The sequence below is a fragment of the Leisingera sp. S232 genome (assembly GCF_049800895.1).
Taxonomy (GTDB): Bacteria; Pseudomonadota; Alphaproteobacteria; order Rhodobacterales; family Rhodobacteraceae; genus Leisingera.
The window spans coordinates 115,155-127,877 of sequence record NZ_JBNAFX010000001.1; the positions used below are offsets into that span (position 1 = coordinate 115,155).

The following is a 12,723-nucleotide window of genomic DNA, read 5'->3' on the forward strand; positions in this document are numbered from 1 at the left end:
AAGCAGGCAACTATTGGCCGGTGTGGCGGGTTTTCCCACTTGACCCCTGCCCCTCGCATGTCAAGAACACCACATGAGCACGGCAAAACTGACAATCAACCTGGATGCGCTGGTCACCAACTGGCGCAATCTGGATGCGCTGACCGGCTGCGAAACCGCAGCCGTGGTAAAAGCGAACGGGTACGGCCTGGATGCAGGCCGAGTGGGCAAGGCACTGGCCAAGGCGGGTGCGCGCAATTTCTTTGTGGCGGCAGCCGAAGAAGGCGGCGCGCTGCGACGCGCATTGGGGCCAGGCCCCGGTATCTCGGTGTTTTCGGGCCATATGGAGGGGGATACCAAGCTGCTGAAGGACTTTCAGCTGACCCCGATGCTGAACTCGCTGGACCAGATGCTGCGCCATTTCGAGACCCTGCCCGGCCACCCGTTTGGCGTGCAGCTGGACAGCGGCATGAACCGGCTGGGCATGGAAGGCGCTGAATGGGCCGCGGTGGCCGAGATCGCTCTGGGGCAGAACCCTGTACTGCTGATGTCACATCTGGCCTGCGCAGATGAGCCGTCGCATGAAATGAACACACGGCAGCTCCAAGCTTTCCGCGACCTGACCGACGGGCTGGAAGTGCCCCGCTCGCTGGCGGCGACAGGCGGCATGCTGCTGGGCAAGGACTACCATTTTGATCTCTGCCGTCCCGGTATCGGTCTTTATGGCGGCCTGCCATTCTCCGATGCGGTGCCGGTGGTACAGCTGGATTTGCCCATCATCCAGCTGCGCGATCTGGAGCCGGGCGAAAGTGCCGGCTACGGCAATGCCTGGATTGCCAAACGCCCCAGCCGCATCGCCACAGTTGCTGCGGGCTATGCCGATGGCTTGCACCGGGCGATGGGCAATGGCGGCATTCAAGTTTTTGCAGGCAAGACCCCCTGCCCCGTGGTCGGCCGAGTCTCGATGGATCTGATCACCGTGGATGTCACCGATCTGGCAGAGATCCCGGACGCGCTGTCGATCCTGAACGAGCAGCAGACCGTCGACATGCTGGCAGAAACCGCAGGCACCATCGGATATGAGATCCTGACGTCCACCGGACACCGCTACGCACGGACCTATCTGGGATGACCCCCATTGCTCTCCTGGCCCGACTGGGCCGCACGGCCCTGAACGGGCTGAGCGCCATCGGGCGCGCAGCGCTGTTTGCGCTCAGCGCCTTCAGCCACATGCTGCGCCCGCCCTATTACCCGCGCGAGTTTTTTCAGGCGCTTGTGAATGTCGGATGGTTGTCGCTGCCAGTGGTGGGGCTGACCGCAGTTTTCACCGGCGGCGCGCTGGCGCTGCAGATCTACGCGGGCGGCGCCCGTTTCAACGCTGAGGCAGTGGTGCCGCAGATCGTTGCCATCGGCATGGTGCGCGAACTTGGCCCAGTGCTGGTCGGGCTGATGATTGCCGCGCGCGTGACCTCCTCGATTGCCGCCGAGATTGCCACCATGAAAGTGACCGAACAGATCGACGCGCTGGTGACACTTTCCACCCATCCGATGAAATACCTGGTGGCGCCGCGGGTGCTGGCGGCACTGGTCACGGTGCCGGTGCTGGTCGGTGTCGGCGACATTATCGGCATCATGGGCGGCTATACGGTGGCGGTGCAGAACCTCGGCTTCAACGCTGCAGCCTACCTCAAGAACACTGTCGATTTCCTGGAACCGCTGGACATCATTTCATCCCTCACCAAAGGTGCGGTCTTCGGCACTATCGCAGCACTGATGGGCTGTTACTACGGCATGCAGTCAGGCCGCGGCGCCCAGGGCGTGGGCCGCGCCACCAAAGGCTCGGTCGAGGCCGCCGCCGTTTTGATCCTGGCCGCCAACTTTGTCCTTACTGGGGTGTTCTTCTCGCTATGATCCGCATGGAAAACGTCCACAAGGCCTTTGGCGAAAATCGCGTGCTGAACGGCATGAATCTGGAAATCCCCAAGGGCACCTCAATGGTGATCATCGGCGGGTCCGGCACCGGAAAATCGGTGGCTTTGAAAAGCATCCTTGGGCTGATCACCCCTGACAGCGGCGAGATTTACGTTGATGGCAAGCCCGCCGGCTCTGGCGATCGCGACAAGTTCCTGGCGCGGTTTGGCATGTTGTTTCAGGGCGCGGCCCTGTTTGACTCGCTGCCGGTCTGGCAGAATGTCGCCTTTCGCCTGCTGCGCGGCCATCTAAAGCGTCCGGCGGAAGAGGCCCGCGAAATCGCCATCGAAAAACTGCGCCGCGTCGGCTTGAAGGCCGATGTTGCCGACCGACTGCCTGCCGAACTGTCTGGCGGCATGCAGAAACGCGTCGGGCTGGCCCGCGCCATTGCTGCCGAGCCTGAGATCATCTTCTTTGATGAACCCACCACCGGCCTCGACCCGATCATGTCGGGTGTCATAAACGACCTGATCCGCGAGATTGTGGTGGAAATGGGCGCCACCGCCATGACCATCACCCACGACATGACATCCGTGCGCGCCATTGCCGACAATGTGGCGATGCTGCACGGCGGGGTGATCCAATGGACCGGCCCGGTGGCAGAGATGGATCAGTCGGGCGATCCCTATATGGAGCAATTCATCCACGGCCGCGCGGAGGGGCCGATCGAGGCGGTGCGATGAGCATGCTGGAAGAATGCTTTCCAATCTATGGCCAACGAGATTCTGCGCCGAACTCATACGCAGTGACCAGTACCCAAATTGTATTCGCTCTTCCAATTGCAGCCGGGCTTGCCCTGCTGGCGAAGAGACTAAAAGGGCTGGCAACTTCACGAATTGCCATCGGTATCATTTCAGCGGCTTTGTGGACTATGCTGCTGGCGGCTCATTGGGCAACACCACAATTCAGCAGGCAGGCTTTACCGCGGGAGCTGAGTTCATTGGTATTCATACTGCTGTTTTCTGGCACTTTGCTTGACTGGATGATCGCCGCATTCCGCAGCCGCCTGCGGCCGTTTCTGAACGATGCGATTGTCATCGCTCTTATCTCAGCTTTACTTGTCACCCTTAGTGCCGCGTCTTCTGCAATTACAAAAGTCTGCGAAGTCAGCAGTGACAACCCAGGATGAAGCCAAAAACTCCGTATCTTCTGCTGTGTCCAAATATTCTTGCCGGAAACATCCGGCATTCCCATGATCCCTGCGGCAGATGAATATCTGCCGTCATTCTTCCTTCAGTTCCCGCGCAGAACACCCCCATCTTGGCGAACCAACCTGTAACGAGCCGCTATGACCCTACGCCTCCTCACCCTGTCACTGCTGATCCTTTATCCCGTCGCCTGGTTTGCGCCCTTGATGCGGGCGGGACTGCTACCCATTTTCGGGCTCAGCGAGATATCGGTGATCACCGGATTGCAAAGCCTTTGGGGCAGCGACGCGGTGCTGGCGCTGATTGTCACCTTCTTTGCGATTTTCGCGCCCTACCTCAAGACCATTGGCCTCGCGCTGGTGCAGTGGGGCCTTTTGGATGCAAAACTGCAGTCGGCGCTGCATGTGCTGGGCAAGCTGGCGATGGCAGATGTCTTCCTCATTGCGCTCTATATCACCCTGGCCAAGGGCATCGGGCTGGCAACACTTCAAACTGCCTGGGGTCTCTATATGTTTTCGGCCTGCATCCTTGCCTCGATTGGCCTGGGGATGCTGACAGAGCGCTCTCTGCGCCGGTTGTGCTGACAGGGGCTTTGCCCCCGGCCCTGACGGGCCTCCCCCAGGGTACTTAAAACCAAAAAGAAGCTGCTTCTTTTTGGTCACAAATACCCCGGAGCGCGAGGCAGAGCCTCGCATCCGCCGCAGCTGCACTGGCAGCCCTCTTGAACAAAAGGGAAACATCTGCCAGTGATCGAACCATGGCTAAAACATCTTTTTCCTGCTCCGCCTGCGGAGCCAGCTTTTCGAAATGGTCCGGGCGCTGCGAGGGTTGTGGCGAGTGGAATACCATCACTGAAGACAAGGGGCTGTCCTCAGGCCCCTCGAAGAAATCGCTGGGCGTCAAGCGCGGGCGCACCATCGAGCTGACGGATCTGTCTGCCCGCGAAACGCCGCCGCCGCGCGCCTGTTGCGGCGTGGGTGAGCTGGACCGGGTGCTCGGGGGCGGGCTGGTGCAGGCATCCGCCATTCTGGTCGGCGGGGACCCGGGGATCGGCAAATCCACCCTGCTGCTGCAGGCGGCTGCACGGTTTGCCCAGGCGGGCGTTAAAACCGTCTATGTCAGCGGCGAGGAAGCCAGCGCCCAGGTCAGAATGCGCGCCCAGCGGTTGGGGCTGGCGGATGCACCGGTGCAGCTGGCCGCAGAGACCAACCTGCGCGACATCCTGACCACGCTGGAAGCGGAGAAGCCGCAGCTGGCCATTATCGATTCCATTCAGACCATGTGGGCCGATCACGTCGACAGCGCGCCAGGCTCTGTCAGCCAGGTCCGCGCGGCGGCGCATGAGCTGACCACATTTGCCAAACGCCACGGGACGTCGGTGATCATGGTCGGCCATGTCACCAAGGAGGGCCAGATCGCTGGCCCCCGCGTGGTCGAGCATATGGTCGATACGGTTCTATATTTCGAAGGTGAACGCGGCCACCAGTTCCGTATTCTGCGTGCCGTCAAAAACCGATTTGGCCCAGCGGACGAAATTGGCGTCTTTGAAATGACCGGCAGTGGGCTGGCAGAGGTGATCAACCCCTCTGCCCTGTTTTTGTCAGAGCGCGGCGAGCCTTCGCCCGGCTCGGTGGTATTTGCCGGCATCGAGGGCACAAGGCCGGTGCTGACTGAAATGCAGGCGTTGATTGCGCCTTCACCGCATTCGCAACCGCGCCGCGCCGTGGTCGGTTGGGATTCTTCGCGTCTGGCGATGATCCTTGCGGTGCTGGAAGCGCGATGCGGCATCCCCTTTGCCGGGCTGGACGTCTATCTGAATGTGGCAGGTGGCATGAAAATCTCTGAACCTGCTGCCGATCTTGCTGTGGCCGCCGCACTGCTGAGCGCGCGCGAAGACGTCGCCCTGCCCGCAGATACGGTGGTTTTTGGAGAAATTTCGCTTTCCGGAGCTCTTCGTCCGGCACCGCAGACCGAAAACAGGTTGAAAGAGGCGCAAAAACTTGGTTTCACGGCGGCGATCGCCCCTGGCGGCAGCAAAACCGTGTCCGTAAATGGTCTGAATCTCAGAAAGTCGGGTGATCTGGCAGGTTTTGTTGGCGAATTCTTCGGGGCCGGTTAAAGTCGCAAAAAATTTGAGTGCGCAGGCAAACGGGCGAGGGACATGGAAGGTTTCACAATCATCGACGGGGTCGTGGCCCTGGTCATCGTGCTATCAGCGCTGCTGGCTTATTCGCGCGGTTTTGTACGCGAGGCGATGGCAATTGCCGGCTGGATCGCAGCGGGGGTGCTGGCCTTCATCTTTGCGCCGCAGGTCGAGCCGCTGATGGCGGAAATTCCGGTGATCGGTGAATTCATTGCTGACAGCTGCGAGCTGTCGATCATCGCCGCCTTTGCTGCGGTGTTTGCGCTGGCGCTGATCGTTGTCTCTTTCTTCACACCGCTTTTCTCCACCCTGGTGCAGCGTTCGGCGCTTGGCGGGCTGGATCAGGGCGCGGGCTTTTTCTTTGGTGTCCTGCGCGGCATTGTACTGATTGCAATTGCCTTCTTCCTTTATGATGTGGTGATGACCGGGCAGAGCTTTACAATTGTTGACGAAAGCCGGTCTGCTGACGTGTTTGAGCGGCTGACTGGCAAGATTGAGGAACGCAATCCGGAGCAGGCACTGGGCTGGGTCACTGCCCAATACGAGGCGCTGATCGGTGCTTGCGGCCAGTAATTCTTAGGGATTACCTCCTAAAGATAGGCTATCGGGCGCCCCTTGGGCGCCCGTTTTGCTTTTAAATCATTGCGTTCACACAGTTATCCACAGGGAAAGCAACCTGAGCGTTAACAGTGGAAATTAACGTTAACACTTTGTTAACCAAAGAGAATCGGGATTCTCTAGGCCGTTTCGGGCGTCTCAAAAACCAAGTTAAATCTTAACAAATCCTCAGCCGGACCAGCCAAAAGGTTAACAATCCCCCTGAAAAAGCAATTTTTGTCCCCAAAAAAGCGTTTCATCCGGAAATGCGACGCAAGCCTGCCCCAATTTGGTCCCAATTCAGGGGCCACATGGCTTCAACGGCAAAACGCCGGGACGAAGACGCTCAGAAGGGACATAAAATGCAGCTGGATCACACCACAGATTTCGCCGACTACCTGCCGGTTGATGTGCTGCTGCTGACCAATCCTCTGCCGCAGTCCGTGAAGCCGGCGCCGAAACCTGCCCGCATCCGCAGCGGTGGCTTTCTGCCTGATACATTGGTGGAGACCGAAGAGGGCTTTAAGCAGGCCCGCGACGTCAAGCCCGGCGACATGGTGTTCACCTTTGACGGTGGTGCCCAGGAAGTGAAGGCGGTGAAACATGCGGTGCCGCGCCTGACCACCCTGATGCATATCCCGGCCGGCGCTTTGGGCAATGACACCGACCTGATGCTGCCTTCGGATCAGAAAGTGGCGCTGGAGATGGAAACCGCGGAACGCCTGTTCTGCCTGCCGGTTGTTGTCACCAAGCTGATCGCCCTGACCGGTTACAAGGGGATCACAGCGGCAGCGCCGGAGCGCCTGGGCCGCATCCATTTCGAATTTGCAGAAGAAGAGCTGGTCTGGGCCGAAAGCGGCATGCTTCTGCCGGCCGGTGATGCGGCCGAGGACTCTGCCTTCCACCACCTGTCGCTGACCGAAACACGTCAGGTGCTGGCCAGCGACGAAGGCCGCGCATTGGCGCAGACTGGTATGGGCGAAATTGACGCCCGCCTGCCCGGACCGCTGGACAACTTGCTGGACCGCATCCTGGCAGCCTGAACAATATTAAAAAAATACCTTCCAAGACTTCCTCCCTCCCCCCTGGGCCCGCTGAAAGGCGGGCCTATCTTTTTTGGGCAATCGACAGGGACAGCACCTCTGGTTTTTTCAATTTTCGCCAGAACTGAGAACGGCAAGGCGCTCGACGATTGTCCGCTCACTCGCGCCAGAAAATCCTGACCTTTGCTGTCCTTGCGGACAGTCTTTTGCCGGGCGACTTCACAGTCTTTGCCGGAAAAATCAGGCGCAATCATCGCCGTACCCCCGGGCTGTCCGTTGTCGCAAAGCAATGGTTGCAGCTTCGTTTCAAGCGAACCAAGTGATCCAATTTCCAAGGCCAGATTTATTCAGCATGGCCGCGCGAGCACCTTTTGTGATCCTTTGATGACAGAGGCCGCGAAAGCCTCTATGTGAGGGCCGGAACAGGAAACGGATTCGGAGCCTCACCGCCTTGCCGCTGCTGCAGACGCTGCCCGCCTGCCATCGTGAACATGAACCGGCGCCCCCCGCGCACGGAGCCATGTCTGCAGATGGTTATCAGGTCCCGGCCCGTGGTGCCGCAGGCAGGTCAGCTGTCTCCGCAGTCTCGAGATTGGCACGCAAGACGCAAAATGCGCTAGACTGCTGCCCGAGCCGTTTCCATCAGCAATCGAACAGCAAAGCCTAAGTGGGATTGGAGCCAGCCAATGTGCGGGATTTTGGGGATCGCAAGCCGGGACACAGATGTCTTTGCGGAGATATATGACGGGCTTTTGATGCTGCAGCACCGCGGCCAGGATGCCTCGGGTATTGTGACCTACACCGGCGAGTTCTTCCGCGAGCGCAAGGCCAACGGGCTGGTCAAGGATGTGTTCGGCCCCGCCGATGCCGGAACCCTGACCGGGCGGGTCGGCATGGGCCATGTGCGCTATCCCACTGCGGGGTCTCTCAGCGCGGCTGAGGCGCAGCCGTTCTTTGTGAACGCGCCCTATGGCATCTATCTGGTGCACAACGGCAATATCACCAATACCGCCGAGCAGCGCGAGAAAGTGACCGGCAAATACAGCCGCCATCTGCGCACCACTTCAGACTCCGAAATCCTGCTGAACGTCCTGGCCGACAAGGTCGCCGATGCGATCAAGGTCAACGGCAATGCCGAACCGATCCGCAACATTTTTGCCGGCGTCAAGATGACCATGGAGCGGGTGCAGGGCGCCTATTCCGTGCTGTGCATGGTTGCCGGTGTCGGCATGCTGGCCTTCCGCGACCCCCATGGCATCCGGCCGCTGTCGCTGGGCAAGCGCCCGGCGGAAAATGGCGGCGATGATTACTGCGTTGCCTCTGAGGACGTGGCCTTTGGCATCAACGGCTTCGAGAAGGTCCGCGACGTCAAACCGGGGGAAGCGATCCTGGTGGATCTGGAGGGCAACCTGCATGAGTTCCAGGCCGTCGAGGGCAAGCTTACGCCCTGCATCTTTGAGTATGTCTATCTGGCCCGTCCAGACTCGATGATGGACGGCGTATCGGTCTACAAGACCCAGCTGCGCATGGGTCAGGCGTTGGCCAAGCAGATCCAGGACGCGGGTCTCGAAATCGACAGCATCATCCCGGTGCCTGATTCGGCTCGCCCGGTGGCGCTGGAAGTCGCCAACTCCACCGGCATCCGCTACCGCGAAGGCCTGGTAAAGAACCGCTACGTCGGCCGGACCTTCATCATGCCGGGCCAGGCAGAGCGGCAAAAATCGGTGCGCCGCAAGCTGAATGCGATCCCGCTGGAGTTCAAGGACCGCAACGTGCTGCTGATCGACGATTCCATCGTGCGCGGCAACACCATCAAGAAGATCGTGCAGATGTGCCGCGAAGCAGGCGCCAAGAAGGTCTATATTGCGTCCGCCTCGCCGCCGGTGGTCTACCCAAACGTCTATGGCATTGATATGCCAACCAAGCACGAGCTGATCGCAAACGGTCTTAGCATCGAGGAAATCCGCGAGGAGCTGGGTGCGGATGCGCTGTTCTACCAGAAGCTTGACGATCTGATCTGGGCGGCACAGGAAGGCAACCCGGATATTCAAGGCTTTGACTGCTCCTGTTTTGACGGCAATTACATCACCGGCGTCACCAAGGAATACCTGGATACGCTGGAAAACAGCAGCCGCGTCAGCGCCAAGATCAAGGACATGCCTGCCCCCGGCGCGTCGTGGAACGCTTCCAAACTGGCCACCGGCTGAGCCCTGCGCCAACTGGGGTTTGAACTTTGGCCCGCAGGCGACTATGAGAGCCCGGAACTTTACGTAGGGAGGCGCAGGCCAGAACGGCCCGCGCCTTTTCCTATGCTCCTGATGAAAGGCCGCCCCTTGGACCCGCATCTTGCCCGCATGCTGATCTCTCCGCGCCAGTGCCGCTGCTGCGGAGCGACCTTTGCGCAATTGCTCAGCCTCAGCTGCGACCGGCCCGACATCTGCTCCGAAGACATGGAGGTCGAGGACAACTCGGCCGTTCTTGCGACCCGTGGCGACATTCTGACGGAGGACTTCTGCCGCCTGGACGATCTGCGCTTTATCCGCGCCGTTCTGGCGGTGCCGTTGACAAACAGCCGCGGCGAAGAGTTCATTCTGGGCACTTGGGCCAGCCTCAATCGTGATGACTTCGATGCTTACCTTGACCTGTTCGAGATGCGCGAAACCGACAAGCTGGGCGACCGCCCGGCCTGGCTGGCCAATGCGATCCCTCCGGATATGGCAATCCCTGCGGGCTGCATGCTGGAAATGCGGCCAGGCGGCCAGTATCCGGAACTGAAGGTCACCGAGCAAAACCACCCGCTCTATCCGCTGCAAAGAGACGGGGCCTCGCTGGAGGAGCTGCTGGAGCTTCTCTATGCCTATGGCCATGACCTGCCATCGCTGGTTTTTGACGCCTGACAGGCCCGCAGGCAGGTTCCTTCTCACCTTTCTGCAGCTTTCCGCCGAACTTTGGCTTGCCCACTTGTACCGCCCGCGGCGGCGCCCCAGATAGCGCCCGAATAGCGAAGGACGGACGAGATGGCGAACGAACAGACCTCTGCCAGGGTTGCGGGGCTTGCGACCCAGGCCAATGCTGTAAGCCGCAGCAATCTGAGCCTGTTGGGCCTCTTTGGCCCAGAAGACAGCATGCGGGCGCTGATCCGCCTGCCGTCAGGCCGCACGCGCACGGTCAAACGCGGTTCCAGGCTGTCGCAGGGCCAGATCATCGCCATCGACGCCCATGGGCTGGTGCTGAACCAACGCGGTGAAACCAGACGCCTTGAAATGCCGGGCGGCTGATCAATCCGCGAATAGCGCAGATTTCTTCAAGGCGACCGGCCAGGGGTTTTCGAAAATCCATGGCCCTGTCCGCCGCCTCTTGACCTGCCCGCGCCGGCGGCCCAAGAAGGCGGCTATGACAGATAAAATCGCTCTTATCACCGGTGCATCCCGCGGCCTCGGCAACGCCCTGGCCGAAGCGCTTGCGCCCACTCATCATATCGTTGCTGTCGCCCGCACCACCGGCGCGCTGGAAGAGCTGGATGACCGCATCAAGGCGGCGGGCGGCTCAGCCACGCTGGCACCGATGGACATCACTGTGCCAGAGGCGATGGCCACGCTCTGCCGCGGCATCCATGACCGCTGGGGCAAGCTGGACCTGTGGCTGCACAGCGCGATCCATGCCACCGCGCTGTGCCCGGCGCCCTCTGTGGCGGCCAAGGACTGGACCAAGGCGGTCGCCATCAATGCCACCGCCACCTCGGTGCTGATCCCCTATGTGGCGCCGCTCCTGGGCCAGTCGGGCCGCGCGGTTTTCTTTGATGATCCGCGGGCAGGCGAGAAATTCTACGGCACCTATGGCGCCACCAAGGCGGCCCAGATGGCACTGGCTCGCAGCTGGCAGGCCGAAACCGAACGCACCGGCCCCAAGGTCAGTATTCTGGAACCAAAACCGATGGCAACCGCGCTGCGCGCCCGATTCCATCCGGGCGAAGACCGCGACGCGCTGACACCGATCCAGGACGAGGCCCAGCGCCTGCTGCCGCTGATCCTGGCAGGCTGACATCAGCGGCAGGCCTGCGCCGCGCCCCGGCGCGGCGCCCGGCCCAAGGCTTTGGACGGCATCTCCTGATGCAGGCCAAAGGCGCGGGAGCGCCCCTGGCCGAACTGTCCCTTGTCGGCCTGCCCCTTGCCTCCCTGCCCCTTGCCTCCCTGCCTGTTGCCTCCCTGCCTGTTGCCTCCCTGCCTGTTGCCTCCCTGCCCCGCTTTGTCGCCGATGCCGGTTCCCCCTGCGAAATCCTTGCCCCCTTCCGGCACAGGTCCTATTCAATCGAAAATCCGGTTTTAAACGGCAGGCAGGCTTTTCATGCGCATTCTGATCACCAATGACGACGGCATCAGCGCCGAAGGGCTGCAAGTTCTGGACGCCATCGCCCAAGAGATCGCAGGCGCCAATGGCGAGGTCTGGACTGTGGCGCCTGCCTTTGAACAGTCTGGCGTCGGCCATTGCATCAGCTACACCCGCCCCACCATGCTGAGCCAACTGGACGAACGCCGCTTCGCCGCCGAAGGCTCTCCTGCCGACTGCGTGCTTGCCGGCATTCATGTGGCCATGCAAGGGGCCAAGCCCGATCTGGTGCTGTCCGGCGTGAATCGGGGCAACAACTCTGCCGAAAACGCGCTTTACTCCGGCACCCTGGGCGGCGCGATGGAAGCTGCACTGCAAGGTATTCCGGCAATGGCGCTGTCCCAATATTTTGGCCCCGCCAACCGCGAAACAGCCAATCCGTTTGAAGCCGCCGCCGTGCATGGCGCCGCGCTGGTGAAGAAGATCCTGGCCGCCCAGCCGCAGGACAGCCAGGATTACCGGCTGTTTTACAACATCAACTTCCCGCCGGTTCCGGCCGCAGGCGTAAAAGGCGCGCGGGTTGCGGCGCAGGGCTTCCGGCACGGCAGCCATTTCTCGGCAGAGGAGCAGCTGTCGCCCACCGGCCGCCGCTACCTGTGGATCCGCGGCGGCAATCAGCAGGTGCAGACGGCGCCAGGCTCGGACGCAGCGGTGAATCTTGACGGCTATATCTCCGTCACCCCGATGCGGGCTGATCTGACCGCACGGGACGCCATGAATTGGCTGAAGGCAATTGAGGATACCGGCGCATGAGCGGCCCCGACGCGCAAACCAAGATGCAGTTTGTCTACTCTGTACGCTCGCGCGGGGTCACGGACCAGAAAGTGCTGGAGGCGATCGAAGACGTCGATCGCGGGCTGTTTGTGCGCGGCATCTTTGCGGACCGCGCCTATGAGGACGTGCCGCTGCCGATTGCCTGCGGCCAGACCATCTCGCAGCCCTCGGTGGTTGGTATGATGACCCAGGCGCTGCAGATGTCCCCCCGCGACACGGTTCTGGAGGTCGGCACCGGTTCCGGCTACCAGGCAGCCATCCTGTCGAAGCTGGCGCGCCGGGTCTATACCATCGATCGGCACGCCCGTCTGGTGCGCGAAGCGCGGGCCGTGTTTGATCAGCTGCAGCTGGCCAATGTGACTTCACTGGTGGGCGATGGCAGCCATGGGCTCAGCGAACAGGCGCCCTTTGACCGCATCATCGTGACAGCCGCTGCCGAAGACCCGCCGGGGCCACTGCTGGCACAGCTGAAACCCGGCGGTATCATGGTGCTGCCGGTGGGCCAGTCGGACCACGTCCAGTCCCTGATCCGGGTCCGCAAAACCGACGACGGGCTGGACTATGACGAACTGCGTCCCGTGCGCTTTGTTCCGCTGCTTGAGGGGCTGGGAAAAGACACGTAAACTGCCGGCGGATTTCAGCCCATGCGCAAACCGCATCGGCTATAATGATTGACGCGAGA

At 61.1% G+C, this 12,723-nt stretch carries 14 protein-coding genes; all 14 read left to right on the forward strand.

Annotated elements, in window-relative coordinates; genetic code table 11:
* Positions 1-73: 73 nt before the first annotated feature.
* The 14 genes from alr (at position 74) to ACP151_RS00640 (ending at position 12,664) form a co-directional block, all read left to right on the forward strand.
* On the forward strand, positions 74-1,111 hold the full coding sequence (alr, locus tag ACP151_RS00575; RefSeq protein ID WP_424976876.1) for an alanine racemase: 1,038 nt from the start codon (positions 74-76) through the stop codon (positions 1,109-1,111).
* The gene (locus ACP151_RS00580) at positions 1,108-1,890 is read left to right on the forward strand and encodes an MlaE family ABC transporter permease (RefSeq protein ID WP_424976877.1); all 783 of its coding nucleotides are present in this window, start codon (positions 1,108-1,110) and stop codon (positions 1,888-1,890) included. The genes alr and ACP151_RS00580 overlap by 4 nt, the downstream gene beginning before the upstream one ends.
* The gene (locus ACP151_RS00585; RefSeq protein ID WP_424976878.1) at positions 1,887-2,633 is read left to right on the forward strand and encodes an ABC transporter ATP-binding protein; all 747 of its coding nucleotides are present in this window, start codon (positions 1,887-1,889) and stop codon (positions 2,631-2,633) included. Before ACP151_RS00580 ends, ACP151_RS00585 begins: the two co-directional genes overlap by 4 nt.
* Positions 2,630-3,079 carry a hypothetical protein gene (locus tag ACP151_RS00590; RefSeq protein ID WP_424976879.1) on the forward strand — a complete coding sequence of 150 codons (450 nt, stop codon included), beginning with the start codon at positions 2,630-2,632 and terminating at the stop codon, positions 3,077-3,079. The genes ACP151_RS00585 and ACP151_RS00590 overlap by 4 nt, the downstream gene beginning before the upstream one ends.
* Positions 3,080-3,238: 159 nt before the next feature.
* On the forward strand, positions 3,239-3,682 hold the full coding sequence (locus ACP151_RS00595; RefSeq protein ID WP_424976880.1) for a paraquat-inducible protein A: 444 nt from the start codon (positions 3,239-3,241) through the stop codon (positions 3,680-3,682).
* A gap of 173 nt (positions 3,683-3,855) precedes the next feature.
* Positions 3,856-5,217, forward strand: coding sequence for a DNA repair protein RadA (gene radA, locus ACP151_RS00600; protein WP_424976881.1), 1,362 nt, complete (start codon positions 3,856-3,858; stop codon positions 5,215-5,217).
* A 42-nt stretch (positions 5,218-5,259) separates the two neighbouring features.
* A complete protein-coding gene (locus tag ACP151_RS00605; protein WP_424976882.1) occupies positions 5,260-5,814 on the forward strand; it encodes a CvpA family protein in 555 nt (184 codons plus the stop codon).
* Positions 5,815-6,200: 386 nt separating this feature from the next.
* Positions 6,201-6,881 (forward strand): Hint domain-containing protein, encoded by a 681-nt coding sequence (locus ACP151_RS00610; protein ID WP_424977067.1) that lies wholly within the window; start codon positions 6,201-6,203, stop codon positions 6,879-6,881.
* A gap of 686 nt (positions 6,882-7,567) precedes the next feature.
* Positions 7,568-9,088 carry an amidophosphoribosyltransferase gene (purF, locus tag ACP151_RS00615; protein WP_424976883.1) on the forward strand — a complete coding sequence of 507 codons (1,521 nt, stop codon included), beginning with the start codon at positions 7,568-7,570 and terminating at the stop codon, positions 9,086-9,088.
* Between the two features lie 102 nt (positions 9,089-9,190).
* Positions 9,191-9,778: a DUF2199 domain-containing protein gene (locus tag ACP151_RS00620; RefSeq protein WP_424976884.1), complete on the forward strand. Its 588-nt coding sequence runs from the start codon at positions 9,191-9,193 to the stop codon at positions 9,776-9,778.
* Positions 9,779-9,898: 120 nt separating this feature from the next.
* Complete coding sequence (locus ACP151_RS00625; protein WP_424976885.1) at positions 9,899-10,159, forward strand: hypothetical protein; 261 nt, start codon at positions 9,899-9,901, stop codon at positions 10,157-10,159.
* A 115-nt stretch (positions 10,160-10,274) separates the two neighbouring features.
* Positions 10,275-10,922, forward strand: coding sequence for an SDR family NAD(P)-dependent oxidoreductase (locus ACP151_RS00630; RefSeq protein ID WP_424976886.1), 648 nt, complete (start codon positions 10,275-10,277; stop codon positions 10,920-10,922).
* Between the two features lie 303 nt (positions 10,923-11,225).
* Complete coding sequence (surE, locus tag ACP151_RS00635; protein ID WP_424976887.1) at positions 11,226-12,020, forward strand: 5'/3'-nucleotidase SurE; 795 nt, start codon at positions 11,226-11,228, stop codon at positions 12,018-12,020.
* A complete protein-coding gene (locus tag ACP151_RS00640; protein ID WP_424976888.1) occupies positions 12,017-12,664 on the forward strand; it encodes a protein-L-isoaspartate(D-aspartate) O-methyltransferase in 648 nt (215 codons plus the stop codon). The genes surE and ACP151_RS00640 overlap by 4 nt, the downstream gene beginning before the upstream one ends.
* The last annotated feature ends 59 nt before the right edge of the window (positions 12,665-12,723 follow it).

What these genes read in the sequence shown, in the direction of transcription:
- alr (WP_424976876.1), top strand. Translation starts at nt 74, where the DNA reads ATGAGCACGGCAAAACTGACAATCAACCTGGATGCGCTGGTCACCAAC.
- ACP151_RS00580 (WP_424976877.1), top strand. Translation starts at nt 1,108, where the DNA reads ATGACCCCCATTGCTCTCCTGGCCCGACTGGGCCGCACGGCCCTGAAC.
- ACP151_RS00585 (WP_424976878.1), top strand. Translation starts at nt 1,887, where the DNA reads ATGATCCGCATGGAAAACGTCCACAAGGCCTTTGGCGAAAATCGCGTG.
- ACP151_RS00590 (WP_424976879.1), top strand. Translation starts at nt 2,630, where the DNA reads ATGAGCATGCTGGAAGAATGCTTTCCAATCTATGGCCAACGAGATTCT.
- ACP151_RS00595 (WP_424976880.1), top strand. Translation starts at nt 3,239, where the DNA reads ATGACCCTACGCCTCCTCACCCTGTCACTGCTGATCCTTTATCCCGTC.
- radA (WP_424976881.1), top strand. Translation starts at nt 3,856, where the DNA reads ATGGCTAAAACATCTTTTTCCTGCTCCGCCTGCGGAGCCAGCTTTTCG.
- ACP151_RS00605 (WP_424976882.1), top strand. Translation starts at nt 5,260, where the DNA reads ATGGAAGGTTTCACAATCATCGACGGGGTCGTGGCCCTGGTCATCGTG.
- ACP151_RS00610 (WP_424977067.1), top strand. Translation starts at nt 6,201, where the DNA reads ATGCAGCTGGATCACACCACAGATTTCGCCGACTACCTGCCGGTTGAT.
- purF (WP_424976883.1), top strand. Translation starts at nt 7,568, where the DNA reads ATGTGCGGGATTTTGGGGATCGCAAGCCGGGACACAGATGTCTTTGCG.
- ACP151_RS00620 (WP_424976884.1), top strand. Translation starts at nt 9,191, where the DNA reads ATGCTCCTGATGAAAGGCCGCCCCTTGGACCCGCATCTTGCCCGCATG.
- ACP151_RS00625 (WP_424976885.1), top strand. Translation starts at nt 9,899, where the DNA reads ATGGCGAACGAACAGACCTCTGCCAGGGTTGCGGGGCTTGCGACCCAG.
- ACP151_RS00630 (WP_424976886.1), top strand. Translation starts at nt 10,275, where the DNA reads ATGACAGATAAAATCGCTCTTATCACCGGTGCATCCCGCGGCCTCGGC.
- surE (WP_424976887.1), top strand. Translation starts at nt 11,226, where the DNA reads ATGCGCATTCTGATCACCAATGACGACGGCATCAGCGCCGAAGGGCTG.
- ACP151_RS00640 (WP_424976888.1), top strand. Translation starts at nt 12,017, where the DNA reads ATGAGCGGCCCCGACGCGCAAACCAAGATGCAGTTTGTCTACTCTGTA.